Annotated in this window: 32 protein-coding genes and 1 tRNA gene; 14 read left to right on the top strand and 19 right to left on the bottom strand. The window is 71.0% G+C overall.

Features of this window, described 5'->3' with window-relative positions; genetic code table 11:
* Positions 1–3: 3 nt before the first annotated feature.
* On the top strand, positions 4–1,977 hold the full coding sequence (gene pknB / locus BM051_RS12730; protein WP_092530268.1) for a Stk1 family PASTA domain-containing Ser/Thr kinase: 1,974 nt from the start codon (positions 4–6) through the stop codon (positions 1,975–1,977).
* Between the two features lie 313 nt (positions 1,978–2,290).
* Here pknB and BM051_RS12725 read toward each other — a convergent pair whose 3' ends face one another.
* Positions 2,291–2,680 carry a VOC family protein gene (locus tag BM051_RS12725; protein ID WP_092530414.1) on the bottom strand — a complete coding sequence of 130 codons (390 nt, stop codon included), beginning with the start codon at positions 2,678–2,680 and terminating at the stop codon, positions 2,291–2,293.
* 152 nt (positions 2,681–2,832) lie between these two features.
* Here BM051_RS12725 and BM051_RS12720 point away from each other — a divergent pair, with 152 nt between their 5' ends.
* Both BM051_RS12720 and BM051_RS12715 read left to right on the top strand, forming a co-directional pair.
* On the top strand, positions 2,833–3,600 hold the full coding sequence (locus BM051_RS12720) for a TetR/AcrR family transcriptional regulator (protein ID WP_092530267.1): 768 nt from the start codon (positions 2,833–2,835) through the stop codon (positions 3,598–3,600).
* Between the two features lie 143 nt (positions 3,601–3,743).
* Complete coding sequence (locus BM051_RS12715) at positions 3,744–4,088, top strand: peptidase inhibitor family I36 protein (protein ID WP_092530266.1); 345 nt, start codon at positions 3,744–3,746, stop codon at positions 4,086–4,088.
* Positions 4,089–4,136: 48 nt separating this feature from the next.
* Here the strand turns inward: BM051_RS12715 and BM051_RS12710 are convergent, their stop codons facing one another.
* Genes BM051_RS12710 through BM051_RS12700 form a run of 3 tightly spaced genes read right to left on the bottom strand, consistent with a single transcriptional unit; the run spans position 4,137 to position 6,243 of the window.
* Positions 4,137–4,772 (bottom strand): hypothetical protein, encoded by a 636-nt coding sequence (locus BM051_RS12710; RefSeq protein ID WP_092530265.1) that lies wholly within the window; start codon positions 4,770–4,772, stop codon positions 4,137–4,139.
* Positions 4,769–5,596, bottom strand: a complete 828-nt coding sequence (locus BM051_RS12705) for an ATP-binding cassette domain-containing protein (RefSeq protein WP_424923269.1) — start codon at positions 5,594–5,596, stop codon at positions 4,769–4,771. Before BM051_RS12705 ends, BM051_RS12710 begins: the two co-directional genes overlap by 4 nt.
* Positions 5,597–5,601: 5 nt before the next feature.
* The gene (locus BM051_RS12700) at positions 5,602–6,243 is read right to left on the bottom strand and encodes an aminodeoxychorismate/anthranilate synthase component II (RefSeq protein ID WP_092530263.1); all 642 of its coding nucleotides are present in this window, start codon (positions 6,241–6,243) and stop codon (positions 5,602–5,604) included.
* A 182-nt stretch (positions 6,244–6,425) separates the two neighbouring features.
* Between BM051_RS12700 and BM051_RS12695 the strand changes: the two genes are divergently transcribed.
* Together BM051_RS12695 and BM051_RS12690 are read left to right on the top strand one after the other, a co-directional pair.
* Positions 6,426–7,784 (top strand): FAD-dependent oxidoreductase, encoded by a 1,359-nt coding sequence (locus BM051_RS12695; protein ID WP_092530262.1) that lies wholly within the window; start codon positions 6,426–6,428, stop codon positions 7,782–7,784.
* 126 nt (positions 7,785–7,910) lie between these two features.
* The gene (locus BM051_RS12690; protein WP_092530261.1) at positions 7,911–8,303 is read left to right on the top strand and encodes an SCO5389 family protein; all 393 of its coding nucleotides are present in this window, start codon (positions 7,911–7,913) and stop codon (positions 8,301–8,303) included.
* Positions 8,304–8,559: 256 nt separating this feature from the next.
* Here BM051_RS12690 and BM051_RS29020 read toward each other — a convergent pair whose 3' ends face one another.
* Both BM051_RS29020 and BM051_RS12680 read right to left on the bottom strand, forming a co-directional pair.
* Complete coding sequence (locus tag BM051_RS29020) at positions 8,560–8,715, bottom strand: hypothetical protein (protein WP_092530260.1); 156 nt, start codon at positions 8,713–8,715, stop codon at positions 8,560–8,562.
* A complete protein-coding gene (locus BM051_RS12680; RefSeq protein WP_092530413.1) occupies positions 8,715–9,635 on the bottom strand; it encodes a class E sortase in 921 nt (306 codons plus the stop codon). Before BM051_RS12680 ends, BM051_RS29020 begins: the two co-directional genes overlap by 1 nt.
* Before the next feature lie 244 nt (positions 9,636–9,879).
* Between BM051_RS12680 and crgA the strand changes: the two genes are divergently transcribed.
* Both crgA and BM051_RS12670 read left to right on the top strand, forming a co-directional pair.
* Entirely contained in the window at positions 9,880–10,146 is a 267-nt protein-coding gene (gene crgA, locus BM051_RS12675) for a cell division protein CrgA (RefSeq protein ID WP_092530259.1), read from the top strand.
* A gap of 82 nt (positions 10,147–10,228) precedes the next feature.
* Positions 10,229–10,648: a PH domain-containing protein gene (locus BM051_RS12670; protein WP_092530258.1), complete on the top strand. Its 420-nt coding sequence runs from the start codon at positions 10,229–10,231 to the stop codon at positions 10,646–10,648.
* 16 nt (positions 10,649–10,664) lie between these two features.
* On the opposite strand, the gene BM051_RS12665 is transcribed toward BM051_RS12670, so the two are convergent.
* Complete coding sequence (locus BM051_RS12665) at positions 10,665–11,630, bottom strand: rhomboid family intramembrane serine protease (protein WP_092530257.1); 966 nt, start codon at positions 11,628–11,630, stop codon at positions 10,665–10,667.
* Positions 11,631–11,743: 113 nt separating this feature from the next.
* A complete protein-coding gene (locus BM051_RS12660) occupies positions 11,744–12,301 on the bottom strand; it encodes a peptidylprolyl isomerase (RefSeq protein WP_092530256.1) in 558 nt (185 codons plus the stop codon).
* Positions 12,302–12,390: 89 nt separating this feature from the next.
* Here BM051_RS12660 and BM051_RS12655 point away from each other — a divergent pair, with 89 nt between their 5' ends.
* Complete coding sequence (locus BM051_RS12655; protein WP_177216921.1) at positions 12,391–13,167, top strand: hypothetical protein; 777 nt, start codon at positions 12,391–12,393, stop codon at positions 13,165–13,167.
* A 173-nt stretch (positions 13,168–13,340) separates the two neighbouring features.
* Here BM051_RS12655 and BM051_RS12650 read toward each other — a convergent pair whose 3' ends face one another.
* Together BM051_RS12650 and BM051_RS12645 are read right to left on the bottom strand one after the other, a co-directional pair.
* A complete protein-coding gene (locus BM051_RS12650) occupies positions 13,341–13,793 on the bottom strand; it encodes a DUF6918 family protein (protein ID WP_092530255.1) in 453 nt (150 codons plus the stop codon).
* A 124-nt stretch (positions 13,794–13,917) separates the two neighbouring features.
* Positions 13,918–14,439 carry a DUF2020 domain-containing protein gene (locus BM051_RS12645; RefSeq protein ID WP_092530412.1) on the bottom strand — a complete coding sequence of 174 codons (522 nt, stop codon included), beginning with the start codon at positions 14,437–14,439 and terminating at the stop codon, positions 13,918–13,920.
* A gap of 279 nt (positions 14,440–14,718) precedes the next feature.
* On the opposite strand from BM051_RS12645, the gene BM051_RS12640 reads away from it, so the two are divergent.
* Positions 14,719–15,987 (top strand): M14 family metallopeptidase, encoded by a 1,269-nt coding sequence (locus BM051_RS12640; protein WP_092530254.1) that lies wholly within the window; start codon positions 14,719–14,721, stop codon positions 15,985–15,987.
* 27 nt (positions 15,988–16,014) lie between these two features.
* Here BM051_RS12640 and BM051_RS12635 read toward each other — a convergent pair whose 3' ends face one another.
* Positions 16,015–16,524, bottom strand: coding sequence for a hypothetical protein (locus BM051_RS12635; RefSeq protein ID WP_092530253.1), 510 nt, complete (start codon positions 16,522–16,524; stop codon positions 16,015–16,017).
* On the bottom strand, positions 16,521–16,715 hold the full coding sequence (locus BM051_RS12630) for a DUF5957 family protein (protein WP_092530252.1): 195 nt from the start codon (positions 16,713–16,715) through the stop codon (positions 16,521–16,523). Before BM051_RS12630 ends, BM051_RS12635 begins: the two co-directional genes overlap by 4 nt.
* Before the next feature lie 422 nt (positions 16,716–17,137).
* Here BM051_RS12630 and BM051_RS29015 point away from each other — a divergent pair, with 422 nt between their 5' ends.
* Both BM051_RS29015 and BM051_RS12620 read left to right on the top strand, forming a co-directional pair.
* A complete protein-coding gene (locus BM051_RS29015) occupies positions 17,138–17,818 on the top strand; it encodes a hypothetical protein (RefSeq protein ID WP_177216920.1) in 681 nt (226 codons plus the stop codon).
* A gap of 19 nt (positions 17,819–17,837) precedes the next feature.
* Positions 17,838–18,431 (top strand): class F sortase, encoded by a 594-nt coding sequence (locus tag BM051_RS12620; protein WP_243859479.1) that lies wholly within the window; start codon positions 17,838–17,840, stop codon positions 18,429–18,431.
* A 179-nt stretch (positions 18,432–18,610) separates the two neighbouring features.
* Here the strand turns inward: BM051_RS12620 and BM051_RS12615 are convergent, their stop codons facing one another.
* The 3 genes from BM051_RS12615 to BM051_RS12600 all read right to left on the bottom strand — a co-directional run bounded on the left by BM051_RS12615 (position 18,611) and on the right by BM051_RS12600 (position 21,157).
* The gene (locus tag BM051_RS12615) at positions 18,611–19,228 is read right to left on the bottom strand and encodes a GyrI-like domain-containing protein (RefSeq protein WP_092530410.1); all 618 of its coding nucleotides are present in this window, start codon (positions 19,226–19,228) and stop codon (positions 18,611–18,613) included.
* 1,632 nt (positions 19,229–20,860) lie between these two features.
* Positions 20,861–20,933, bottom strand: a tRNA-Ala gene (locus tag BM051_RS12605).
* Between the two features lie 29 nt (positions 20,934–20,962).
* Complete coding sequence (locus BM051_RS12600) at positions 20,963–21,157, bottom strand: DLW-39 family protein (RefSeq protein WP_092530251.1); 195 nt, start codon at positions 21,155–21,157, stop codon at positions 20,963–20,965.
* A gap of 131 nt (positions 21,158–21,288) precedes the next feature.
* Between BM051_RS12600 and mbp1 the strand changes: the two genes are divergently transcribed.
* Positions 21,289–21,522, top strand: coding sequence for a microaggregate-binding protein 1 (mbp1, locus tag BM051_RS12595; protein WP_092530250.1), 234 nt, complete (start codon positions 21,289–21,291; stop codon positions 21,520–21,522).
* Positions 21,523–21,606: 84 nt separating this feature from the next.
* Here mbp1 and BM051_RS12590 read toward each other — a convergent pair whose 3' ends face one another.
* The 3 genes from BM051_RS12590 to BM051_RS12580 all read right to left on the bottom strand — a co-directional run bounded on the left by BM051_RS12590 (position 21,607) and on the right by BM051_RS12580 (position 23,206).
* Positions 21,607–22,107: a hemerythrin domain-containing protein gene (locus tag BM051_RS12590; protein WP_208325898.1), complete on the bottom strand. Its 501-nt coding sequence runs from the start codon at positions 22,105–22,107 to the stop codon at positions 21,607–21,609.
* A 134-nt stretch (positions 22,108–22,241) separates the two neighbouring features.
* Positions 22,242–22,640, bottom strand: a complete 399-nt coding sequence (locus BM051_RS28455; RefSeq protein WP_134046051.1) for a hypothetical protein — start codon at positions 22,638–22,640, stop codon at positions 22,242–22,244.
* A 116-nt stretch (positions 22,641–22,756) separates the two neighbouring features.
* Positions 22,757–23,206 carry a YybH family protein gene (locus BM051_RS12580; protein ID WP_092530249.1) on the bottom strand — a complete coding sequence of 150 codons (450 nt, stop codon included), beginning with the start codon at positions 23,204–23,206 and terminating at the stop codon, positions 22,757–22,759.
* Between the two features lie 117 nt (positions 23,207–23,323).
* On the opposite strand from BM051_RS12580, the gene BM051_RS12575 reads away from it, so the two are divergent.
* Both BM051_RS12575 and BM051_RS12570 read left to right on the top strand, forming a co-directional pair.
* Positions 23,324–23,695 (top strand): YciI family protein, encoded by a 372-nt coding sequence (locus tag BM051_RS12575; protein WP_092530248.1) that lies wholly within the window; start codon positions 23,324–23,326, stop codon positions 23,693–23,695.
* On the top strand, positions 23,692–24,933 hold the full coding sequence (locus BM051_RS12570) for an RNA polymerase sigma factor (RefSeq protein WP_243859420.1): 1,242 nt from the start codon (positions 23,692–23,694) through the stop codon (positions 24,931–24,933). The genes BM051_RS12575 and BM051_RS12570 overlap by 4 nt, the downstream gene beginning before the upstream one ends.
* A 76-nt stretch (positions 24,934–25,009) precedes the next feature.
* On the opposite strand, the gene BM051_RS12565 is transcribed toward BM051_RS12570, so the two are convergent.
* The gene (locus BM051_RS12565) at positions 25,010–25,603 is read right to left on the bottom strand and encodes a GrpB family protein (protein ID WP_092530247.1); all 594 of its coding nucleotides are present in this window, start codon (positions 25,601–25,603) and stop codon (positions 25,010–25,012) included.
* Positions 25,604–26,041 lie beyond the last annotated feature (438 nt).

Raw genomic sequence — 26,041 nt, 5'->3', positions numbered from 1 at the left:
GCGATGAGCGCACCCAGACTGCTCTCCAACCGCTACGAGCTGGGCGACACGCTCGGCTACGGCGGCATGTCCGAGGTCCACCACGGGCACGACGTCCGGCTAGGCCGTGAGGTCGCCGTCAAGATCCTCCGTGCCGACCTGGCCCGCGACCCACAGTTCCAGGAACGGTTCCGGCGGGAGGCGCAGAACGCGGCGGCGCTGAACCACCCGGCGATCGTCGCGGTCTACGACACGGGCGAGACGCAGACCGAGTACGGCCCGTTGCCCTACATCGTGATGGAGTACGTCGAGGGCCGCACGCTGCGGGACATCGTCAAGACCGAGGGTCCGATGTCGCAGAAGCGGGCCATGGAGGTCATGGCCGACGTCTGCGCGGCGCTGGACTTCTCGCACCGGCACGGCATCGTGCACCGGGACGTCAAGCCGGCCAACGTCATGATCACCAAGAACGGCGCGGTCAAGGTGATGGACTTCGGCATCGCCAGGGCCATGCACGACGGCCAGTCGGCGATGACCCAGACCGCGGCCGTGATCGGCACCGCGCAGTACCTGTCGCCGGAGCAGGCGCGCGGCGAGTCGGTGGACGCGCGCAGCGACGTCTACGCCGCCGGGTGCGTGCTCTACGAGCTGGTCACCGGGGAGCCGCCGTTCACCGGTGACTCGCCCGTGGCGGTGGCCTACCAGCACGTGCGGGAGGACCCGCAGCCGCCGTCGGCGATCAACCCGGCGGTGTCGCCGGAGCTGGACGCGGTGGTGCTCAAGGCGCTGGCCAAGGGGCCGGCCAACCGCTACCAGTCGGCCGCCGAGATGCGCTCGGACCTGGTGCGTACCCTGTCCGGGCAGCGGCCGTCGGCGCCGATGGTGATGAGCGACGACGAGCGCACCCAGGTGCTGAACACCGGGCAGCAGGCGGCGTTCGACGACTACGACCCCGACGCGTACGCCGCCGAGGAGGACGAGCGGCGGCGACGCAAGCGGCGCAACGTGCTGATCGCCGCGGCCGTTGGCGCGGTGGTGCTGGCGATCGCGCTGGTCATGCTGCTCACCGACGTGTTCAAGGGCTCCGGCGACGAGGTGCCGATGCCCGGGGTGGTCGGGCTGCGCGTCCAGGAGGCGAAGGAAGTGCTCCGGGAGAACCAGTTGGAGAACTTCGACGAGGAGCCGGTGTTCTGCTACCCGACTCCGCAGCAGCCCCAGCCGGCGTGCAACGGGGACCAGATCGACAAGGTGGTGAGCACCGATCCCGAGCAGGGCGAGCTGGTGCGCACCTCCCAGCAGGTCGTGCTGCGGGTCGGCAAGGGGCCGCAGCAGGTCGTCGTTCCCGACCTGGCCGGGAAGACAAGGGCCGAGGCCGAGCAGCTGCTCAACGACAAGGGACTGCTGCTCAACTCGAACGTCGCCGAGGTCGAGGTGCAGGATCCGGACCTGTTCGGCAAGGTGGTCGAGCAGGACCCGCCATCGGGCTCGCCGATCGAGCAGGGCCGGACGGTCAGCATCAAGGTCGGCAAGACGTTGGACATGGCGTCGGTGCCCAACGTCGAGGGCAAGCCCTACGACCAGGCCCGCAGCACGCTGCGGGACGCCGGGTTCGAGGTGCAGCGCAAGGACGTCGACTCCGACAAGCCGGAGGGCCAGGTGGTGCGCCAGCAGCCGAACGGCGGGCTGGCCCCGAAGGGCAGCACGGTGGTGCTCGAGGTGTCCAACGGGTCGCAGCAGGAGATCACGATGCCGGACCTGGTCGGGATGACCGAGGACCAGGCGCTGGCCGCGCTGCGCGACCGCGGGTGGTCCGGGCAGGTGGAGACCCGCAAGGAAGAGGTCTCCGACCCCGACGACGCGGGGCGGGTCACGAACACCAACCCGTCAAAGGGCAGCAAGATCACCAAGAAGCAGAAGGTGGTGCTCTACATCGGCGAGTCCGACAAGGAGACCACGAGCCCGGGCGGCGGCATCATCGGAGGCCGCGGCAACGGCTGAGCATTGGCTTCCCGCGGAGGGCCGGCGCTGGCGATCAGCGCCGGCCCTTCGGCTTGTGCGCCGCGAGGTCTACACGATCATCTCCGAGTCTCCGCGAGCCGGCCGTCCGAGGTCGGCCCGCGCGGCTGTCCGGCGGTGCGGGCGATCATCGCCGCGGGCGCCGACACCCAGCGCGATGAGGCCCTCCTGAAGCTCCTCTTCGGCGATGCCGTGCGCGGGTTGGATCGGCTCGGGCGGTGAACCTGAACGGTGTCCTCGGAAAACGGCGCCGGCCCGGGCGACTCACCATCGCCCGGGCCGGCGCCGTCCCTGGTCAGCTGGTCGTCGGGGCGTTCCAGTCGACCAGCTGCACGATGACGCCGTTCGGGTCGCGCACCTGGAAGGCACGCTCGCCCCATTCCTCGTCGGTGAGCGGCATGGTGATCTCGACCCCCTCGTTGCGCAGGCGGGCCAGCTCGCCCTCCAGGTCCGTCACGGTGAAGGCCAGGATCAGGCCGCCCGCGTGGTCGTCGCGCTGGTCGGCGGGCAGGCTGGCCAGACCGCGGCGAAGGAAGACGACGTTCATCCCGACGTCGTCCCTGGTCAGTGACGCGAAGCCGGCCGCGGCCATCTCCTCGCGGAACCCGAAGTGCCGCTTCAGGAACTCGCTGGACGCGGGGACGTCCTCGACGTTCAGGCACACGGCGGACGCGGTGATCTGCAAGTGCACTCCCGGAGCTCGGGCCGCCGGAGCGGCTTCTCTGTACGGAGTACAATGTACAAAGTACGGACACGGATGGCAAGCGGGATTCGGCGAGGTGGACGGTGACGGGCGGCACTCGAAAGGCCGGGCGACGACGCGGGGAGAATGCCCCCGTGCCCACCGAACGCAGTGGGGCCGGCGACCCGGCCCGCACCCTCGAACTGCTCTGGCGCGACCCCGCCGACCAGCCCCGGCACGGTCCCCGCCAGGGGCTGACCGTCGATGCCGTGGTGGACGCCGCCATCCGGATCGCCGACGCCGACGGGCTGGAGACGGTGACCATGCGCCGGGTCGCCCAGGAGCTGGGCGTCGCCCCGATGACGCTCTACACCTACGTTCCGGGCAAGGCCGAGCTGCTGGACCTCATGCTCGACACGGTGTACCGGCGGATGCCGCGCACCGACACCACCGGCCGGCCGTGGCGGGAGCGGCTGGAGACCGTCGCCGAGGAGAACCGGACGCTGTTCGAGGCACACCCGTGGGCCGCGGCGATCTCCACCGGCCGACCACCCCTCGGCCCCGGCGCCATCGCCAAGTACGAGCACGAGCTGTCCGCGCTCGACGGGCTCGGCCTCGACGACGTCGAGATGGACGCCGCACTGACCCACCTGCTCACCTTCGTGCAGTCCTGCGCCCGCGCCGCCGCCGAGGCCGCGAGCGCCCGGCAGGACAGCGCGATGACCGACGAGCAGTGGTGGGTCGCCAACGCGCCCGTGCTGGCCAGGGTGCTCGACGGGACGCGCTACCCGCTGGCCAGCCGGGTCGGGTCGGCGGCCGGCGGCACGCACGGCGGCGCGCAGAGCGCGAGTCACATGTACCGGTTCGGGCTGCCGCTCGTGCTCGACGGCCTCGCCGCGTTGATCGAGAGCCGACAGCTGTGACCGAGAACAACTCCCACCGAACCGGCCGACTTCGCCAAACCGCCACACCGGACTGCCCCGACCCTCTAGCGTTCCAGGTGGCCTCCACGGGCCGGCCTTCGCACGACAGCACGAGCGGAGGGCACAACAGGAGGGAGAACGTCATGAGGCGCGGAATCCGGATCGCCGCCAAGGGCCTGGTCGCGGCAGGGGTCGCCGCCGCCGCGATCGTGGTGCCGCAGGGCGCCGCGAGCGCGGCCCCCAGCTGCACGAGCGACCTGTGCCTGTGGTTCGGTACCAACTACACCGGCACCAAGACGACCGCGGGGTACTTCGACAAGAACACCCACTGCTACTTCGACGGGCACTACAACTCGGCGATCAGCCGCACCGGCTACCGCATCCGGATGTACAGCGGGTCCAACTGCAACGGCCCGTCGTTCATCCTCAGCCCGGGGCAGAAGCTGCCGAGGACCAAGTTCGTCGTGCACAGCTTCAAGCGGGCCTGAGGCTCGACGGACGACTCGGGCCCGCCGGGCGCGCCCCGCCCGGCGGGCCTACCCGCGCCGGTGGGACACCACGGTCACGGCCAGCACGCTGAGCACCAGCGCGACCGCCGACGCGGCGAGCCCGACCAGCACCGACCCCGCGGGGTCGGCGTTCCCGCCCAGCTCCCGGAGCATCGGGTTCACCAGCGGCACCTGCCGCACCAGCAGCACCACCAGCAACGCCGCGAGCGCCACCAGCACCGAGTAACCGCGCCGCGGCACCAGCAGCCGCGAGCTCGGCAGCCCGACCGCGACACCCACCGCGGCACACGCGACGTGCGCCAGCGCCCCGAACCCGGCGACCGGCCACGTCACGCCCTCCCGACGCACCAGCATCCACGCCGCGGACACCGCGGCGAGCGCCACGCAGCACACCAACACGGCGGCCGCCACCCCGACGACCGGCGCCGCCCCGCGACGCGCGGCGCTCGCCGTGACCAGCCGCTGCACCGGGTCCTCGGCGTCGACCAGCGCCACCGTCAACCAGCACGCCACCACCGCCAGGATCGCCGCGGTGACCGCGAACTCCGGCAGCGCCGGTGCCACGCCGTCGTCGTAGAGCATCGCCACCACCACCAGGTACAGCAGCACCGGCGGCACGTATCGCTGCGAGTGCCCGAGCAGCGCCAGCTGGTAGCGGATCACGCCAGCGCCACCTCCGCCTCCCGGCGCACCGCGTGCACCGAGCACCCGCGGCGCAGCGCGACGAGCAGCAGCGCGTCGCAGCGGGCCGCCGGAACGGTGAGCTCGACGAGCCCGTCCCGGTCCCGCGCGGCCAGCACCCCCGGCTCGGCCTGCCAGGCGTCGGCCGCGGTCGCCGCGAGCAGGATGCGCGCCAGCGGCCCCTCACTCGGCTCGACGTCAACGGGAACCAGCCGGCCGCCGGTCAGTCGGACCGTCGTGGTCGCCAGGCCCGCCGCGACCTCCGGCCGGTGCTCGGTGAACACCACGGCCGCGCCGCGGTCCCGAGCCTCGGCCACCAGCTCGCCGAACACCGCGTGCGCGTCCGGGTCGAGCCCGGAGAACGGCTCGTCCACCACCAGCAGCTCGGGGTCGGCGAGGAGCGCCTGGACCAGCCCGACCTTCTGCGCGTTGCCCTTGGACAGCTCGCGCAGCGGCGTGCTGGCGCCACCGGCGAGGGCGAGGCGGTCGAGCAGCGGCAGTGCCCGCGCCGTCGTCTCCGCGGTGGACAGGCCGCGGATCCGGCCCAGGTGCCGCAGGTAGGCCAGAGCCTTCATCCGGGTGCCGGCCGGGAAGCGGTCGGGCAGGTAGCCGGTGACCGGGCGGCCGCGGACCACGCCGGTCGAGGGCCGGGACAGCCGGGCGACGATCCGCAGCAGGGTGGACTTGCCGGAGCCGTTGCCGCCGATCACCGCGACGACCTCGCCGGCGTGCAGCGCGAGGTCGACGCCGGTGAGCACCGGCGGTCGTCCCGGGTACCGCTTGCCGACCCCGTACAGTCCCAGCACCACGGTCACGCCGCCGCGGCCCTCTGCAGCGCGCGGGTGGCCGCCTCGAGCTCGCCCACCGTCGACTCGGCGACGGGGTGGCCGGCCACGGCCATCCAGTTGGCCAGCATCCGGTGGCCACCCTCGGTGAGCACCGACTCGGGGTGGAACTGCACGCCCTCGATCGGCAGCTCGCGGTGCCGCATCCCCATCACCACGCCGGACTCGGTGTGCGCGGTGACCTCGAACGCGGCCGGAATGGTGTCCGGCAGCACGGTCAGCGAGTGGTACCGGGTCGCGGTGAACGGGCTCGGCAGGCCGGCGAGCACGCCCGCGCCCTGGTGGTGCACCTGGCTGGTCTTGCCGTGCAACAGCTCGTGCGCCCGGTCGACGACCGAGCCGTACACCGCGCCGATCGCCTGGTGCCCGAGGCACACTCCGAGCATCGGGGTCCGCGTGGTGGCGCACCGCCGGACGACGTCCATGCTCGCCCCCGCGCGCTCCGGCGTCCCCGGGCCGGGGGACACCAGCACGCCGTCGAACTCCGCCACCCTGTCGAGGTCCACGACGTCGTTGCGCCACACCGTGCAGTCGGCCCCGAGTTGGGCCAGGTACTGCACCAGGTTGTAGACGAAGCTGTCGTAGTTGTCGACGACGAGTACGCGCATGCCGCCAGCCTAGCCGTTCCGCCGGCCGGGCAGGGCCGCTACAACATCGACCTCGGTCGAGGTCAACACCGCGCTCACATGCTGGATCGTACCGCACGTCACAGTGAAAGTTAGGCGACCCTTACCTTAGCGTGGAGGGCTGGGACCAGACCCCGACCTGACCCCGAGCCGAAGAGGTGGGTATGAGCGGCCCCAGCACCAGGCCACTGCGGGTGGCGATCGTCGGCGCCGGACCGGCCGGCATCTACGCCGCCGACATCCTGGCCAAGTCCGACGCCGACGTGAGCGTCGACCTGTTCGAGCGCATGCCCGCGCCGTTCGGCCTGATCCGCTACGGCGTGGCGCCCGACCACCCCCGGATCAAGGGCATCGTGCGGGCCCTGCACAAGGTGCTCGACAAGCCCGGCATCCGGCTGCTCGGCAACATCGACTACGGCACCGACCTCAAGCTCGACGACCTGCGGCAGTTCTACGACGCGGTGATCTTCGCGACCGGCGCCGCCGCCGACCGCGCGCTGGACGTCCCCGGCATCGACCTGCCGGGCAGCCACGGCGCCGCCGACTTCGTCTCCTGGTACGACGGCCACCCCGACGTGCCGCGCACCTGGCCGCTGGACGCGCGCAGCGTCGCGGTGCTGGGCGCCGGCAACGTCGCGCTCGACGTCGCCCGCGTCCTCGCCAAGACCGCCGACGAGCTGCGCGACACCGAGATCCCGCCGAACGTCTACGAAGGGCTGCGCGCCAGCAGGGTCACCGACGTGCACGTGTTCGGCCGCCGCGGGCCCGCCCAGGCCAAGTTCACCCCGCTCGAGCTGCGCGAGCTGGACCACTCGCCGAACGTCGAGGTGATCGTCGACCCGGAGGACATCGAGTTCGACGAGGGCTCGATGGCCGCGATCCGCGGTTCCAAGCAGGTCGACATGGTGGTGAAGACCCTGCAGGAGTGGGCCATCCGCGACCCCGGTGACCGGCCGCGGCGGCTGCACCTGCACTTCTTCCACACCCCGGTGACGGTGCTCGGCGAGGACCGGGTGACCGGCCTGCGCACGGAGCGGACCGAGCTCACCGGCGACGGGAACGTGCGCGGCACCGGCCGGTACCACGACTGGGACGTCCAGGCGGTGTACCGCGCGGTCGGCTACCTGTCGTCGGCGCTGGCCGAGATCCCGTTCGACCACCGCAGCGGCACCGTGCCGAACGAGGCCGGCCGGGTGCTGGACCTCGACCAGGAGCGGGTGCCCGGCACCTACGTCACCGGCTGGATCAAGCGCGGGCCGGTCGGCCTGATCGGGCACACCAAGGGCGACGCCGCCGAGACGATCGGCTGCCTGCTCGAGGACGCGCCCCGCCTGGCTCCGGCGGCCCAGCCCGACCCCGACGCCGTGCTGGAGTTCCTCGCCGAGCGGGGCGTCCCGTTCACCACGTGGACCGGGTGGGGCCGGCTCGACGCGCACGAGCGGGCACTCGGCGCCGCGGAGGGCAGGGAACGGCGGAAGATCGTCGAGCGCGACGAGATGGTGCGGGTCTCCCGCGGCGAGTGACCTCCCGGCTCCTGTGCGGCCAAGTCGGTAAAGATCATCGTTTCCACTTGTGGCCGGCCGCCTCCGTGCAGTAGCCAGGAAGGACGGCCGGCACGGCCGTACCGGCACAAGGTCACAGGAGGTTCGATGTCGCTCGATGTTTCGCCCGCCCTGCTGGAGAAGGCCGAGCGGGGCGAGGTGGACGACGCCGAGTTCGTCGCCTGCGTGCGGGACTCGCTGCCCTACGCCTGGGACGTGATCACCTCGATGATCGCCGACCTCGAGGGTTCCGCGGACGGCTTCGCCGACCACGAGACGCCGCCGCCGAGCGAGGCCGAGCGGGGCCAGCTGCTGCGGGCGCTGGCCTCCGACGCCATCCGCGGCGGGCTGGAACGGCACTTCGGGGTCAGGCTGGCGTTCCAGAACTGCCACCGGGTGGCGGCGTTCCGTCCGGGCGAGGTGACCGGCGAGCGCTACCGGGCCTTCGTCTCGCCGCGCGGCCAGCTGCTCAACCAGAGCCCGGAGCTGCGGGACTGCTGACCGGATCCGGCAGCGCGCGCAGCGCCGGCAGCACCTCGGCGCCGATGCTTGCGGTGTCGGCCAGCGTGGCCCCTCGCACCGCGCGGAGCCGCTCCACGCGGTCGGCCGGGGAGCCCATGGGAGATCGCGCGAAGCCGGTCGGTATAGCTCACCGGGTCGCGCCGGGCGCGGGGCCGGCCGTCCACGGTGACGTGGGCGGCCAACCCTTCGGCCAGCCAGCCGGCCGGAGACCTGGAAGATCCCCGAACCGGGCCGGTCACTCCACCGCGACCTCGTTGAACGGCAGCATCGGCTCCACCCACGGGAACACGACGAACATCAGCAGCGCCACCACACCCACCACCAGCGCGGCGGCCAGCACGACGCGCATCGGCACCGGGCCCGGCAGGTGCCGCCAGATCCACCCGTACATCAGGCCTCCCCGATCTTCTTCAGCAGGTCGGCGTAGGTGGCGCCGGGCTCCTTGCGGAACTCGTTGGTCAGCACCGAGTGGATGATCATTCGTTCCTTGTCGGAGAACTGCGGGTGGCAGGTGGTGAGCGTGAGCAGCGCGGCCTGGTCGGCCTTGGGCCGGACGTCCACCGGCTGGTACGGCACCGGCGCGACGGCGTCGCCGCGGGAGGGCAGCACGATCCGGCGGCCATAGGTCTCGCCGTAGTCGCCGCCGCCGGGGGCGTTCGGGTCGCGCAGCGTCGGCACGCCGGCGCACTTCGGGTCGCGGCCCTTGCCGGTGGCCCAGCCCCCGATCTCGTCCTTCATCGGCAGCACCCGGTAGACGAAGAAGCTGTCCAGCGTCTCCACGACGATCGCGTCGCAGGACTCGAGCAGGTCGAGGTCGTTGAACGGCGCGCCCTTGCCGACCCGGTGGCCGGCCACCCCGACGTTGCCGGGCTCGCCGGGCATCGCCGTGCCCTTGTAGTGGCCGGGGCCGACCTCCAGCGCGGCCGAGTCCACGCCCTCCTGGATGGTGAACTCGTAGTCCGCGCCGAACGACGGGATGTAGAGCCGGGCGAACGCCTCGCCGTCCATCGGGGCGCCGTGCAGCTGCCGCTGCTGGGCCCAGTCGTCGGCGAGCTGGGCGCTCGCGGCGCGCTGCTTCTCCGCCGACATCCAGTTGGTGACGTAGAGCTCGTAGACCACGAACAGCAGCACCACCAGGCCGGTGGTGATGAGCAGCTCGCCGACGGTGCGGACGGCCGCCCTGGCCTTCCCGCCACCCGCGGGCGGTGGGCTCCCGCCGGCGCTCCTGGCCGGGGGACGGCGACCTCCGGGGGGCGGTCCCCCGCCGGGCCGGCGGCGGTCACCCCCGGGCGCGGCCTTCACCGGGCGCATCACGATCGTGTCGGCCGTCGGGTCGACGGTGTCCGGGCCGATGTAGCGCCGGTTCCCCGGCTGACCGCGTGTGGCCACGCCAGCTCCTCTCGAGCGTCGGCTGGTGTCACATTCCGGTGCCGAGCAGGGCTCGGCCCGGTTCTTGTGCGCCGTCAGTTACGTTAACGTGTGGGGAGGACGGTGGTTGCGTCAGCATGCCCGACCGCCGCACCCAGACCGCGCCCCACAGCACGTGAGGACTCCGATGCCCAAGTCCAAGGTCCGCAAGAAGACGGCCTACACGCCGCCGGCCGATCGCCGCACCCCCGTCAAGGTCCGCGCGGCCGGCCCGTCCCACCCCGTCTACAAGGGTGTGATGTTCGGGCTGATGCTGCTCGGCCTGGCGTGGCTCGTGGTGAACTACCTCGCCGGCGACAAGATCCCGTTCATGCTCGAGCTGGGCAACTGGAACTTCGCGATCGGCTTCGTGCTGATGATCTCCGGCCTGATGATGACGATGCGCTGGCGGTGACCGCCCGGTCACCGGTTGGGCCGAACGGCGGATTGACACCGAATTACATCACTGTGACTCATCCCCATTGTGGATAAGCCCTGTGGATAACCCCAGATATAGTTGGGCGCCCCAGCGGGCGCTGGTCCTCACCGGGTGGCTGCTGGCCGCCGTCGCGGCCGCGGCCACCGTGGTGATGGCGCGCACCGCCGACCGCGCCGGTGCGCTGCTGCTCGGGGTGGCCGCCCTCGCGCTGGTGCTCGCCGCCGCGCACGGCACCCTGGTCCGGCCCCGGCTCACCGCCGACGCCGGGGGCCTGCGGGTGCGCACCCTCGGCGGGACGCGGCGGCTGGACTGGCCGCGGGCGCGGTTCCGGCTGGCGACCACCCGCCGGCTCGGCCGCGACGTCACCGTGCTCGAGGTCGAGGCCGACGAGCTGGTGGTGCTGGGCCGGATCGAGCTCGGCACGGACCCGCGCGACGTGCTGGACGTCCTCGCCGAGCTGCGCGCCAGGGCCTACTGAGCGGCCACCCGGCCCACTACCTGGCGCCGGGCACGCACACGGCCTCGTTGCCGCGGAACCCGCAGACCATGTCCGCGAGCTGCGCGTCGCGCAGGAACACCAGGCCGACCAGCGCGACGGCGATCAGCGCCACCGCGCCGAACTGCAGCGCGGCTCGGTTCCCCTCCGGCGCGTAGAGCATGGCCACCATGATCACCGCGCCGACGACGAACCCGCCGAGGTGGCCGAGCCACGAGATGTTCGGGACCGAGAACGTGATCACCAGATTCAGCCCGATCACCATGAGGATGGCCGTCGGGTTGAGCCGCAGCCGCAGCACGGCCACCAGGATGGCGCCGAGCAGGCCGTAGATCGCGCCGGAGGCCCCCACGGTCGGCTGCAGCGGGAACCCGAACAGCTGCACCGCGACCGAGCCGCCGAGCAGCGAGACGAAGTAGAGGGCGAGGAACCGCACCTTGCCGAGCAGCAGCTCGAGGTCCCGGCCGAGGATGAGCAGGGCGAACATGTTCATCACGATGTGCAGCAGCCCGTAGTGCAGGAAGCCGCCGGTGAGCAGCCGCCACCACTCGCCGTACTCGGCGACGAACCACGGCACCAGCGCGCCGTCCTGGTACAGCGCCGAGGTGTTGCGCATCGGGTCCTGCGCCTGCACCGCGGTGAACACGTACACCAGCACGTTGAGCGCGATGAGCACCGGCGTGACGACCACGCTGGACGACGCCCGCGCCCCGGCCGGCGTCCGCGCTCCGTACCCGGCGCGCCGGTACCGCACCTGCTGGGCCCGCTGCTGCTCGCGGGCGGCGTGCACGCAGTCGACGCACTGGTGGCCCACCGACGCCTCGCGCAGGCACTCGGGGCACGCCGGCCGGTCACAGCGGACGCAGCGCAGGCCGGTCCGCCGGTTCGGATGCCACCAGCACGCGGGCAGCGCCTCCTGCTGGTGCGCGGACTCCGGGGGCGGCGGAAACGGTGGTTGGCTCACGATGCCTCCAGTGTCTTGCGGGACACCCGCACCCGGTCGGCTCTCATGAGCGCTGCTCCGCAAGCTCCACCATCGTCGCTCATGAAGCCTCCAACCTACCGCGCCTCCACCTCTCAGGAACGCTCGACGGTGACCCGCTCGATGACGACGTCGTTCAGCGGCCGGTCGGCCGGGCCCGTCGCGGTGCGCGCGATCGCGTCGACGACGTTGCGCGACTCCTGGTCGGCCACCTCGCCGAAGATCGTGTGCTTGAAGTTCAGGTGCGTGGTCGGCACGACGGTGATGAAGAACTGCGAGCCGTTGGTCGCCGGGCCCGCGTTGGCCATCGCCAGCAGGTAGGGGCGGTTGAACTGCAGCTCGGGGTGGAACTCGTCGTCGAACTGGTACCCGGGGCCGCCGCGGCCGGTGCCGGTGGGGTCACCGCCCTGGATCATGAACCCGTCGATGACCCGGTGGAAGATCGAGCCGTCGTAGAACGGGCCGGAGCGCTCCCCCTTCGCGTTCGGCTGCGTGTACTCCTTGGTGCCCTCGGCGAGGCCGACGAAGTTGGCGACCGTCTTGGGAGCGTGGTCGGGGAAGAGGCGGAGGCGGATGTCGCCCTGGTTCGTGTGCAGGGTGGCCGTCACCTTCGCTCCTACGAGGGGTTGATTGCTGTCAGTCACGCGCTTCATCGTGCCATCCGCAGCGGAAACCGCCGGAAAGGGGCAGGATAGGTTACGGACACAGGCACAATAAGGAAACGATTGACGAGGTGAAGGCCATGACTCGTGCTCCGGATCAGGTGGGCGAGCCGGCGAAGGCGGGGCTGCACGGGCTGCGCGCCCGGGCCACGGAGGCGCGCAAGGTCGGCGCCGACGTGACCGAGCAGGTCGCGGCGGCCGCCGAGCACTCGCTCGCCGAGGGCGCCGAGGTCGCCCGCAAGGCCACCCGCCGGACCCGGCGCAAGCTCGCCAAGCAGGCCAAGCGGGCCCGCAAGGACCTGGCCAAGAACGCGCGGAACGCGCGGAAGGTGGCCGCGGAGCGCGGCGCCGAGCTGCGCAAGCCGGGCCGCAAGGCGAAGAAGGCCGCGATCAAGGCGGCGAAGGCGACGGGCGAGTCCAAGCGCAAGGGCAAGCGGGACTTCAAGCACGCGAAGAAGGACTTCAAGGCCGCGCTGGCCGAGGCGAAGGTCGCCGCGAAGGGCGAGAAGAAGCGGCGGAAGTGGCCGTGGGTGCTCGGCATCGGCGCGCTCGTCGCCGGCGTCGCCTACGCCATGCGGGCCAAGCCCACCCCGCCGCCGGCGCCCACGCCACCGCGGAACACCGAGACCCAGCGGCCCGCGCCGGTCAGGTCGGCGTCGTCTGGGTCTTCGACGTCGTCAGGGTCTTCGGCGTCGTCGGCCAAGTCCGGGTCGACGACGCCGGCCGGCGGCACGAAGTCGAACGGTGGGGACAAGCAGTCCGGTTCGTCGGCGAAGCAGTCCCAGTCGTCGGCCGAGTCCGGCGGCGGCGGCGGGAAGGCGTCGCCGGGATCGCCCGCCGGCGACAAGAAGAGCTGACGGCCTGGTTCCGGAAGGCGACCGGGTGGCGGGGCCTCGACCGGTTCGGGTCGGGGCCCCGCCGCTCGTCGGGCGCGATGCGGGGGTGTCCCCGCTGGCGTCCCCGGGAACGAGAAGGGCCGAGGCGCACCCGGCGCCCCGGCCCTTCGTCCTGCTTGTCGTCCTCGCCGTGCTCAGGCGGTGGCGGCGTGCTTGTCGATCAGCTTGCCGAGCCGCGGCAGCGCCTCCTCGACGTTCTTCTTGCCCTGCGGGCGGAGCTTGCCGTAGACCTTCTTGATGCTGTCCCGGCTGCTCTTCTCCGCGCGGGCGTCGGTCACGGCGAGCAGCGCGTCGGCCGCCTCGTCCGAGCGCCCGGCCAGGTAGGCGCCGAAGTCCGTGCCGCCGCTGGCCTTGTAGTCGGCGTAGAACGGCTCCAGCGCCGCCGCGAACTCGTCGAGCAGGCTGTCCACGGCCGAGCCGATGATGCCCGGCTTGACCTTCTTGACCGCGGCGTAGCCGGTCTTCACGACCGTGCCGGAGACGCCGCTCTTGTCCGAGACCTCTTCGTCGACCAGGGTCTGCAGGTCGGTCACGACGGCCGGACGCCTGCTGGAGTCGAGCAGGATTTCCTTGAGGGTTTCAGCCACGGATTTCTATCCTTCTTCACCTAGAGATCGGACGGTGCGGATTACTCGCATGGGGGTCACGCTGGGCTGTCACGCCCTCGCGTGCCGCACAGGGTAGTACAAGATCAACTTGCCGCTGATCCAGCTAGATCTTCAACGCGGAGATGGCCTCGGTGGCGACCTCGCGGGCCTTGACACTCTGCTGCTGGTTGGTGGTCACGACCACCGCGGCACCGCCCTTGGCCACCGCGTACACGGCTCCTTCCTCGGTCTTCTGGTAGCCGCCCTGCCATCCCGGCGGCTCATCGGCGGGGTTGGCCGTGTCGACCGGTGCCGCGTGGTCGACCAAAGCCCTGGCCACGCCGGGCTCGCCGACGTAGACCCGCACGGTCAGCTGCACCGAGCCGTCCGGGCGGTAGAAGAAGCACGTGGGGTGCGGCTCGTCGGCCGACGTCCGCACGTTCCCCACCCGCTGCCCGTTGGCCTGGCCGACGAAGTCGGCGGTCAGGTACGGGCACGGGCCGTCGGCCACCGGTTCCGGGTCGGGCGGAAGCTGCGGTGGGGCGGCGGTCCGCGGTGGCTCCGGCGCGGGCGGCGGGTTCTCGGTCGGCGTGCACGCGGCCAGCAGGCCGGCGACGGCCACGGCGGGGAGGGAGAGTCGGCGCAGCACGCGGGCAGTTAACCAGATCCGGCACCCGCCACCGCGACGGCGTGCCCTCGTGCGCGTGGTCGGCCGGCGCCCGCCCTCGCACCTTTCCGTCCACTGGAGACATACGGCGCGGTGGACGGCCGGGGGGCACCGCGTGCCCGGCCATAACACCGCCGAGGGCGCTGGTCATAGCCCGACGAAAGTCCGGTGCCGGCTTCCCGACTTCTGACGGTTGTTACCCAGCTCACCCGAGCCGCACCCTGATGTCACCACATTCGGTGACATTTGGAGAGCGCTATGTTCACGAAACGTCGCGTCCTCGGCGCCGTCGCGGCGGCGGCCGGGGTACTCCTGCTCGCGACGATGGCCTCCCCGGCGGGGGCACAGACTCCGGACCGCGGCACGCCGACCCGGGGCGTGTACACCGTGCCGGCCGGCGACGCCGCCGCGCGGACCGTGGTGGCCGGCAGCGGGGTCGACGTGCTCGGCCTGCGCGAGGGCGCGCTGACCATCGTGGCGACCCCGGAGCAGGCCAGGAGCCTGCGGGCCCGCGGCTTCACGCTGGACCAGGTCGGCGACTTCGACGCGATGCTGGCCGAACGCAGCGGCGGCGCCGGCACGTCCGCGGTGACGGCCGACTTCCCGCCGGGCGACGAGGCGTACCACACCTACGCCGAGATGACCCAGGTGTTGCGGCGGGCCGCGCAGAGCTACCCGAACCTGGCGCGGACGAGCAGCGTGGGCCGGTCCTACGAGGGCCGCGAGCTGCCCATCATCAAGATCAGCGACAACGTGGCGCAGGACGAGGCCGAGCCGGAGGTGCTGTTCACCTGCAACCAGCACGCCCGCGAGCACCTCACCACCGAGATGTGCATCCGGATCGTCAACCGCTTCACCCAGGGCTACGCGACCGACCCGGCGATCAAGCAGCTCGTGGACACCCGGGAGATCTGGGTGATCCCGCAGGTCAACCCGGACGGGTCGGAGTACGACATCGCCGGCGGCCGGTACAAGGGCTGGCGGAAGAACCGGCAGGGATACGGCACCGACCCGAACCGCAACTGGGGCTACAAGTGGGGTTGCTGCGGCGGCTCCAGCGGCAGCCCGACCAGTGACACCTACCGCGGCACGGCACCGTTCTCCGCACCGGAGACCCGGGCGGTGTCGAACTTCGTGAACTCGCGGGTGGTCGGCGGCACGCAGCAGATCAAGGCGCACATCGACTTCCACACGTACTCGGAGCTGGTGCTCTGGCCGTACGGCTACACCTACGCCGACACCGCGCCCGGCCTCGACCAGACGCAGGCCCGCCGGTTCCAGGACGTCGGCCGGCAGATGGCGGCGACCAACAACTACCGGCCACAGCAGTCCAGCGACCTGTACATCACCGACGGCTCGGTGAACGACTGGATGTGGGCCCAGCACAAGATCCTGAGCTACACCTTCGAGATGTACCCGCGCAGCGCCAGCGGCATCGGCGGCTTCTACCCGCCGGCGTCGGTCATCCCGCGGGAGACGGCACGCAACGACCGCGCCGTCGACATCCTGCTCCGCGCGGCGGGCTGACCCGGGGGTCGTGGGCGGGGCGGCCGGTCAGTCCGGCCGCCCCGCCGTCACGCGCTGCCGGTGCAGCGCCAGGAACCCGGCGAACGCCAGCACCGCGGCCAGCGCGGCCGCGCAGAGTCGGAACCAGTGCGCGGTCTGGAACTCCGTGGCGACCTGCTGGAGGTAGGCGGCGGAGTGCACGGCGGTGCCCTCGAACATGATCTCGTTGCGCTCCCACATGTAGAGCATCGAGAGCAGGAAGTCCCCCAGCGCGACGGAGGCGACGCCGCCGAGGAAGCGGTACCGCGCGGCGCGGGTCCGCCACCCGAGGACGACCGCGAGCACCCCGGTGAGCAGGGTGGCGGTACCGATGACCGGGAAGACGTCCCCGGGGTTGGTCACCGCGAGGAAGTCGGTCGTGGTCCGCAGGGACCGTGGCACGTCGTGGAAGATGTTCGGGTAGAGCAGCACCGTCTCGGTCAGCAGCGAGCCGAGGAGCAGCAGCGCCGCCCAGAGGTGGGCGACTCCGGCGAGGAAGCCGAGCTGCCGGATGTTCACGCGTCCCCCTTCCGGCGGAGCCGGGCGTCGACCGCCGGCACCGCGACCGCGCCCACCACCGCCAGGACGAAGGGCAGGGCGCGGAGGATCCACACGAACGGGCCGGGGGAATCGGTGAGCTGGGCGGTCAGTAGTCCGAAGGCCGCGGCCAGCGCCTCACCTCCGACGAATCCCCCCAGAAGGCCCACCACCGCTAATGCCGCAGCACGCACGGCGAACCACCTTTCGTACCAATCGGAACGGATCCGCTGAGCGCGAATCCGTGGTGAACCCAGGCTGTGGGAGAACCGGTGGACGGGGCGTCGGCCCGCGGTGGACACCGCGGGTACCGCGACAGTGGTGTGCCGCGGTACGCGGGTACGTCGCTGGTTGCGGGGCCAACCATCGGCTAGCGCCGATTTTCGTTACGTCAAGCCTCTGTGCTCTATCTCTCCGGGAACCTTGTTCAGGTTACCTCACCCGATCGAGTTAAATGGGCGGCGCCTCACAGTGAGGCAACACCCTCGATCGGGTGTCTTCGTTACTTTCCAGGGGAACTTCTGTGAAAAGATCTTGGGGTCTGTCGACCCGTGCCGCCGTTCTCGGCGCGGCGATCACGCTGACCATGGGGCCCGTGGCGCTCGCCAACCCGGCCGAGCCGGAGACGAGCGAGGTCGCGCCCCCGGCGTCGTCCGCGCCCGCCGACGTGACCACCCCGCCGTCGAGTGAGCCGTCGGAGCCGGGTGAGCCGTCGGAGCCCGGCGAGCCGTCGGAGCCCGGCGAGCCGAGTGAGCCCGGGCAGCCGAGTGAACCCGGGCAGCCAGGGGAACCGGGCCAGCCCGGTGAGCCGGGTGAGCCGGGTGAGCCGGGCCAGCCCGGGGAGCCAGGCGAGCCTGGAGAGCCGGGGGACCCCGGTGAGGAGGGTCCGACCGTCGACGACGAGGCGATGTTCGTCTCCTCGGAGAAGGTGCGCCGCGGCGAGGAGATCTACTTCGCCTTCATCTGCGTGTCCGGTGAGGTGGGCGGCCTGACCTCCACCGCGATCACCGAGTTCTCGGAGATCTTCCAGGACGAGGAGTACGACTGGCTGTTCCTCGCCGGCGGTGTGGTCCGCGAGGACGCCGAGTTCGGCCAGCACACGGCGTCGGTCCAGTGCGGGGGCAAGACACTGTCGGTCACGTTCGTCGTGACCGGTGAGCCACCCGTTCAGGCGCAGCTGCCGCGGACCGCGGACGAGGTGCGCGAGAACGTCGTGATCCGGCCGAAGGGCAAGCACGAGACCGGCGGCGGCGCCACCGCGACGCTGGTCGGCTGAGGGCTGGCGGGTGCGCGCACTGTCGCTCGCCCGGGGCGGCCGCGGTGTCGTGGCCGCCCTGCTGGCGTCGCTGATGCTGGTGGCCGGTTGCGGGGCGGAGCCCGCCGCGCCGGCCGCGCCGGCCGGGGAGCGGCCGGCGTCCGTGCAGAAGGCGCCGGACGGCCGGGTCAAGCCGGTCGGCATCCGCATCCCCAAGATCGGCGCGGAGTCGACGCTGATCGAGGTGGGGGTGGGACGCAACCTGCAGATCGAGGTGCCGCCGGTGGACCAGCCGATGCAGGCCGCGTGGTACCGCCTCGCGGAGGTGCCGGGTGAGCCCGGGCCGGCGATCATCCTCGGTCACGTGGACGGCCGGCAGAAGCCGGGGATCTTCTTCCGGCTGCACGAGCTGAGCCCCGGTGACGAGATCTTCGTCGAGCGGGCGGACGGCACCACGCTGCGGTTCGTCGCCGAGCGCAAGGAGCAGGTGCCGAAGGAGCAGTTCCCGGAGGAGGCCGTGTACGGCGAGACCGATGCCTCCGAGCTGCGCCTGATCACCTGCGGCGGCGCGTTCGACCAGGAGGAGCACAGCTACACGGACAACGTGATCGTGTACGCCCACCTGGCGGCGTAGGAACGAGGTGAGGAGGGTGCGAGCGGCGAGCTCGCACCCTCCTGCCGTCGGTGTGGCCCACCGGCCACCGAACAGGACTCGGGTGGGGCTGGTGCGGCACGATTCTTCAGTGCTGGCCGAAGACCCCGAGATCACGACCCGGCCGGTGCCCACCCGACGCCTGACGAACGAGCCGGGCGCTACGCGGGCCGGACTGGTTGCCTCAGGATGGTTCTGAGCTTGGCGGGCGCGGTTCTCCTCGCGTCACTGAGGTAGATCTCGTGATGGTCGCCGTTGAAGGTGAGACCGTGCTCGGGCAGGTAGTGGTTGTGGAGGCGCTCCAGGATCGGAGTCTCGTCGTCGTAGGAGCCGATGTGCAGGATCTGCACACAAGTCCCTTCGATGAGAGTGAGCAGCCGAATGTCCGCGAGGGCGGGGTTGTCCTTCTTCTTCGCGACGCCGTCGACAGCGGCCCTGACCATGTCTTCGGTGATCCAGTCCGGCTGGCTGATCATCATGGTCCAGTCCCAGCTGTCCTTGCGGCGGGCGGTGAACGCGGTGGGGTCGTCCGCTCGCCACAGTCCTTCCAACGGGCCGATCGCGAAGTCCCGACCCAGGGTCTTCTTGCTGGCGAACTTCAGTGTGTACGCCACCCCGTACAGGGCTTCGACCGCGTTCGCGTACGCGGGTGATGTGTTCGGATCACCGCTGCCGTCCACGGCGATGTACCGGAACTCGGGCACATCGACGACGGTGAAATCCTTCGACGGCGGTGAGTAGAGCTCTCTGTGGATCTTCTTGACGTCGTGCTTGTCCACGGTTGCCTCCCGCATGAGCGCGCAAAGAGTAGTTTCGGTCCAGTCGGCGTCGGCCGTGAGCATGGCCTCGCTGCAGTCGATAATCGCGGAGGCGGGATGGAACCGTGCCGAGCACTACGCCACTCACGCCAGCCGCACGACCAGCGCCACAACTCGCGGCCTCTGAGCAGGTGGCGCGGTGGCACTCGAACGCTAACCTCAGCGCACACGGACCCTGATGAGCTTCAACAGCGCTCCGCGTGTTCACTACAGAGCGTGATTGGCAGCAGTTCCACACGCCGAAGAACCTGGTGATGGCGCTCTCTGGTGAGTCCGGCGAGCTCCTCGAACTCTTCCAGTAGCTGACACCGAGCGAGTCTCACCAGGTGATACGCGATCCAGCATCGGCCCAGCGTGTCCGCCACGAGATGGCGGATGGGCTGGCTTACCTACTACGTCTTGCGGACGTGCTCGACGTGGACTTTTTGTCGGCCCCTAGCTGAGAAGATCGTCATCAACGAGGAGAAGTACCCGGCCAACCTGTCCAGAGGGCATGCCCGGAAGTACAACCAACTCAAGCTGGAGGAGATGTGAGGGTAGCGCTACATCCCGCCATCGAGGCCGCCTGAGGGGCCAACTGACGGGAGCCGGACTGTCACACAGCGGCGTGAGCACCCAGCTCTAAAAGAACATCTCGTCGAAATCGCGGGCGACTCCTGGGAATCGGCGGAAGCAAACTACCGCGAGCCCTCCTGGTCGGAGCACACATCAAGAAGCGTTCCTTCTGCTCAGAGCATGAGCGCAAAGACTTCGACAATATTGGCATGCTCGCGTGCCTTTTAGGCTGCGACGGCCTCTTCGAACGAGGATACATCGCCGTGGACCAAGGCGGTGAGATCCTGGTCAGCGATATGGTCGAAACAGCTCCCGGTGTCGCACAATTCGTGAATGATCGGATCAAAGGTCGAACGAGTTCATGATGGACCAAGGATCGAGAGAAGTACTACGCTTGGCATCGCGACCATGTTTTCGTCAAGCTCCATAAGGTTACAAGCGATGTGCCTGTGGGTGGCTGAGGCGGACGTCGCCCGGATTCCGCGGGGGCCGGCTTCATGTACCGCCGCGCGTACGTCTCGTACGTCTCGCGGGTGCTGTCCTCGACCTCGATCGTCTTCAGCCACTCGTCGATGGCAACGGCGAGCGTGGCCTTCGTCTTCGCGTACCGGGCCGCGTCGACCTTCGCGCGGAGCTTGGTGAGGATCCGCTCCGCTTCCTTCTCGTCGGTCGGCGACTCCGTGAGATACCGGCGCCGGCCGGTCAGCGGTCCATGCCGGCGTACACCTTGGCGCGCGACGAGTTACGGCGCCGCTCGATGGAGAGCATGCGGTTTCGCGCCGGAACGTCGCGCCACACGTCAGAGAATACTCGCACCCACCGTGATCCCCACTACGATCACCGAGTGGTGGGCATCACGGGCGAAAGCGCTGCTCGGAAGGGGTGGGCCGGACGCGTCAGCATGCGAACCATGCCAGCGCAACCACGGTGGGGGTCCGGGGGCGTGCCCCCGGGCGGGGTCTGGGGCTGCGCCCCCAGAAGACACGACGAGCGAGCAAGGCGAGCGCTCTCCGCGAGCACACCTCGCCCACTCGCGAGTGGAGCTGAGGGGAATCGAACCCCTGACCCCCGCCTTGCAAAGGCGGTGCTCTACCAATTGAGCTACAGCCCCGGGCGCGGGCTAACTGGGCCCGCGGGAGATCAGTTGTTGCTGGGCGCGTCGGTGGAGTCGGCCTTCGCCGGGGTGCTTCCGTTCGGCGAGACACCACCCAGCGACTGCCCGGTCGGCGCGGTGGCCTCGCGCCAAAGGTCGGCCTCGGCCTTGGCGTCCTTGTTGCGCTTGACCACGAACAGCACACCACCGGCCACGACCGCGAGCGCCAACAGCTTCTTCACCGGAAGCCCCTCCTCCAACGACGTGTCAGCTTGCTCCCGCGATGCTACTGCACTCCGGCGCTCCCAGGTTTATCCGGTACGCCACCGGGTAGGCGCAGAGAGAGCCCCTCGAGGCGAGGAGAGGAGCAATCGTGGCGAATCGTGACGAGCAGCAGGAAGGCATCAAGGGCGCGGTCGAGGACATCAAGGGCCGCGTCAAGGAAGCCGCCGGCACTGCCTTCGGCAACGACCAGATGGAGCGCGAAGGCGAGGCCCAGCAGAAGAAGGCCGACGCCCAGCAGACCGTGGCCGAGAAGGAGGCCGAGGCCCGCCGCGCGGAGCAGGAAGCCTCCGCGGCCGAGGCCCGCGAGCGCTCCCAGCAGTAGCGAGCCGGCGGGAATACGTGCTCCGGGAGGGCGTCGGCCGGTGAGCAGGTCCGGCCGGCGCCCCCGCGGTTCCACGTGGAACCGTCAGCCGATCCGCCCCGCGGTGTGCTCCGCCAGCCGCCGTACGTTGTCGATCCGCCCGCAACCCGCGTCCAGGTGGGCCCGTCGAGATCTCCGGAACGCCAGGCCCAACCGCTCCCGCTCGACGGCCGGCAGTGTGGTCCTGGCATCGCTGAGCAGCGTCTGCTCCTCCTCGTCCGTGTGGTGCTCGACCACCCGCACCAGCTCGGCGAGCGCGTCCTCGTATGCCCGCCCGGTCAGGTCCTCGACCTCCAGGAACGCCAGCAGCGCCTGGTTGATCTCGGCGTGCTCCTCCTCCCCGTGGTCGACCTCGTGCTCCGTGGCGGCATCCGCCCGCAACGTCGGGTAGACCTCGTCCTCCTCGGCCTCGGCATGCGCCACGAGCAGCGCCGCGAGTTCGGCACGTAGGGCGGCCCGGTCCGCGGCAGCGTCCCGCAGGTCCCGCATGAGCTTCCCGAAGGTGCGGTGATCGGCGAGGATCATCTCGACCACGTCATCTCCCACGGCGCCCTCCCGGTGCTGGCGGTTCGGTCAGTAGCTCAGCTTCCGACCTGCCCGCCGGGGAGGCAACCGAATCCGCCGGGAACCACCCGCCTGCCGGGCACCGAGGCCGAACGGGCACCGGCGACCACGGCGGTTCACACCTGCCGGCGCGGCGGGTTCGGCGGCACCTCCGGGTCCTCGGTCGGGTAGAGCTGGCCGCTCCGCCGGGTCGGCTCGGTCGGCGGCGCCGTCGGGTCGGCTCGCCCCGGTGCCTGCCGCGCCGCCGGGTTGGTGCTCGCGTGCGGCACGGGCGGCTGGTTCGCCGCCGGGTACCCCGCCAGCGGATTCGCGGCGTCCCGTCGGGGCCCCTGCCGGACGAGACCGAGCAGGCCGAGCAGACCGACCAGGCCCAGCAGGCCCCACAGCCCGGCGTTCCCCTCGTCGTTCCCCTCCTGGGCGACCGCCACGGCCTCCGCGGGCGCGGCGCCGAGGAGCAGGACGACACCGGGCAGGGCGACACCCGACACGAGCCATCGGCGCGTCCTTCGCGACATGATTCCTCCCGAGCTCGCCATTTCCCGGAGCCCGTCTCCGGGGCCGACAGAGGTGATACCCGGTCGGGCGGCCAAACCTCCCGACCGGGCGCGACAACCACCTGGTCGGGCGACGGCTACGGCTCCAGATCCACGGCGGCGCGGAACGAGCCGTCCATGTGGAACGGGGTGGACTCGTGCTCATGGGTGATCCGCCAGTCGCCGTCCACCAGCCGCAACCCGACCGTGATGCGGTACCAGAGGGTGAAGGCGTCCGCGGCACCACGCGGGGTGGCGGTGAGCCGGGCAAGGCCGTGGCAGAAGGCGACGTCATCCCCCGCCGTCACCGTCAGGTCCCGGAACTCGACGTCCACCGGCCCGGCGAAACCGGCCAGCCAGTTCGCCACCCGGTTGGGGTCGCACACCTCGTCCGCCGGACGCCGCAGCGGCGGGGCGAGGTCGCACACCACGGCGTCCGGCGCGTACTGGGCGACCACCCGCTCGGCGTCCCCGGCCCGCAGTGCGGCCGCCCGCTCGGCCATGAGCTGCTGGACCCGCGTCTCGTGGGTCGTGCTGGTGCTGGTCATGGTGTTCTCCCTTCCCGGATGGCGCCACGGTGGGCGCCTTCTCGTCCGGGACGTCGAAGCCGAGGAGCTGGCTTCGACGTCCCGGACGTAAGAGACTCCGATCGACAGGAGGCACCGATGAAGTACCTGATCATGCTGTACGGCAATCCTGAGTTCCAGGCCGTCTGGGACGAGTGGTCCGAGGCGCAGCGCGCGGAGGCCGTGCGGTTCCACGCCCAACTCGACGAGGACCTGGCGGCGTCGGGTGAGCTCGTCGTGTCCGAGGCGCTCGCCGATCCGACCCAGGGCAAGCGGGTGAGCGTGCGCAACGGCGGGACCACCGCGACCGACGGTCCCTTTCCGGAGGTCAAGGAGCACCTGGCCGGCTTCTACCTGGTCGACTGCGAGAGCATGGATCGGGCGGTCGAGTACGCCGCCCGGTTGCCGGAGGCCACGTACGGCATGGTCGAGGTGCGCCCGATCCTCGATCTCGGCACGTTGGGCCTGTGACCCGTCCCGCCGAGTTGGAGGACCTGCTGCGGGATCTGGCGCCGCGGGTCCTCGGCGCGCTCGTGCGCCGCTACGGCGACTTCGACCTGTGCGAGGACGCCGTGCAGGAGGCCCTGCTGGCGGCCGCGGTGCAGTGGCCGGCGGAGGGTATGCCGGACAACCCGAAGGGATGGTTGATCACCGCGGCCGCCCGCCGGCGGATCGAGCTGTGGCGCGCCGAGTCGGCGCGGCGGCGCCGCGAGGAGACCGTGGTGGCGCTGGCGCCGCCGGATCCCGAGCCGGTGCCCGCCGTCGACGACACGTTGACCCTGCTGCTGTTGTGCTGCCACCCGGCCCTGACCCCGACGTCGCAGGTGGCGCTGACGCTGCGCGCGGTCGGCGGGCTGACCACCGCGGAGATCGCCAGGGCCTTCCTGGTTCCGGAGGCGACCATCGGGCAGCGGATCAGCAGGGCCAAGCAGCGGATCAGGGCGGCCGGCGCCGAGTTCCGGAGGCCGACGCCCGCCGAGCTGGACGCGCGGCTGCCCGCGGTGCTGCACGTGCTGTACCTGATCTTCAACGAGGGGTACACCGCCAGCTCCGGGCCGGCGTTGCACCGGGTCGATCTCACCACCGAGGCCACGCGCCTGGCTCGGCAGCTGCACGAGCGGCTACCGGACGACGGCGAGGTCGCCGGGTTGCTCGCGCTGATGTTGCTCACCGACGCCCGCCGGCCGGCCAGGACCCGGCCGGACGGGGCGCTGGTGCCGCTGGCCGAGCAGGACCGCCGGCGGTGGAACGTGGACGCGATCGCCGAGGGGGTGGCGATCATCAGTCGGACCCTGCCGTCGGCACGGATCGGGCCGTACCAGGTGCAGGCCGCGATCGCGGCGGTGCACGACGGGGCCGCGCGGGCGGAGGACACGGACTGGCGGCAGATCCTCGGGCTGTACCACGTGCTGGACGTGCTCGCACCGGGCCCGATGGTGACGTTGAACCGGATCGTGGCGCACGCGATGGTGCACGGGCCGCGGGCCGGGTTGGCGCGGCTGACCGAGGCGGAGGTGGATCCGCCGCTCGCCGGGCACCACCGGTTGGCGGCGGTGCGCGCGCACCTGCTCGACCTGGCCGGTGAGCGGCAGGAGGCGCGGCGACACTACGAGGAGGCGGCGCGCCACACCCTCAGCCTCCCCGAACAGCGCTACCTCCGCGCTCGAGCCGCCATCCTGGCGGAACCGACGGATGGCTCCAATGGCTGAGCACCAAGCTGCGCACCCGCACCGGATTCATCTCACTGCCCGACCCCACTCGGCTCCACGGAAGCGGCTGGGTTGCTCAGCCGTCCCGACTACTTACCCGTTCACGCAACCGTGGATCGATCTCGTCGAAGAAGGACGACTTGCCGCGCGTGTAGTCGTCGTAGTCTGGATCGCCCGCGTGCTTCACGGCCAGGGTCCGCTTGAGTAGTTCGTAACGGTGCGCTTGGTCGGGGTGCTGCCGCAGCCAGTCTCGGAAATGGACGACGAACGCGGCAAACGGCGAGTCGATCCGGCGGATGTGCAGGATGGCGGCCTGGTCGGGTGCGTGGAACAGCCGCTTCTCGTACAGCACGGCATCGGTGCGGTCACCGGGCCGTGGAGTGTCGTGGTGCACCCCAGGCGAGTCCGGCCGGGCGCCAGGTGCGGGGACGAAGCCGGTAGGCGCGAGAAGGCCGGCGAGGTCGGCCAGGCTCGGCAGCGACGGCATGCGGACCTGTAGGTCCACGATGGGTTTCGCAGCGAGGCCTGGAACCGCCGTGGACCCGATGTGGTCGTAGTCGAACCGGTCGGAGCCTTGGAGGCAGCCGAAGGCACCGCCAATCTTCGACAGGAGCCGCTCGGCTCGGACCGGCCAGTCGACGTTGTAGTCAACGATGGCAGCAGCCGGCACACCCCCAAGCTAACAGCCAGCACGTAACGCAGCCTCTCATCGCGTAGCGAGCGGGAGGTGCTGGTGACGAGGGTGGGCCCGGCAGCCAGTGAGGCAGTGAGGCCGGCCACGCCGCGCGGAACGTGGCCAGGCCAGCTGGTGTGGTGTAGGCACTGTCGAAGAACCGCACCTGGTCCTCACCCCGAAGCCCGAGTGTGCAAGCGCCTTCGGATCGGGATGGGGAGGAGGAATGGCTGAAGCCTGCACCCCGTGATGAACCGCCGCCCGCCGAGCCGTGTTCCTCGAAGCAGCAGCCACGCGTCCCACCGTGGGCGAGCCCCTCAAACAAGACGCGAGCCCACGCCCCCAACGTAGAACTCGCACCCCCGAAGGAAGACCTCGCGGTCCGAGCGTAGGTTCCGCCCCCAGAGCGCCCACCCACCCCACGGGTGACCCCAG

Origin of the sequence: Amycolatopsis arida, assembly GCF_900115565.1 — a bacterium.
GTDB classification, from domain to species: domain Bacteria; phylum Actinomycetota; class Actinomycetes; order Mycobacteriales; family Pseudonocardiaceae; genus Yuhushiella; species Yuhushiella arida.
This window is presented reverse-complemented; position numbering and strand designations above follow the sequence as displayed.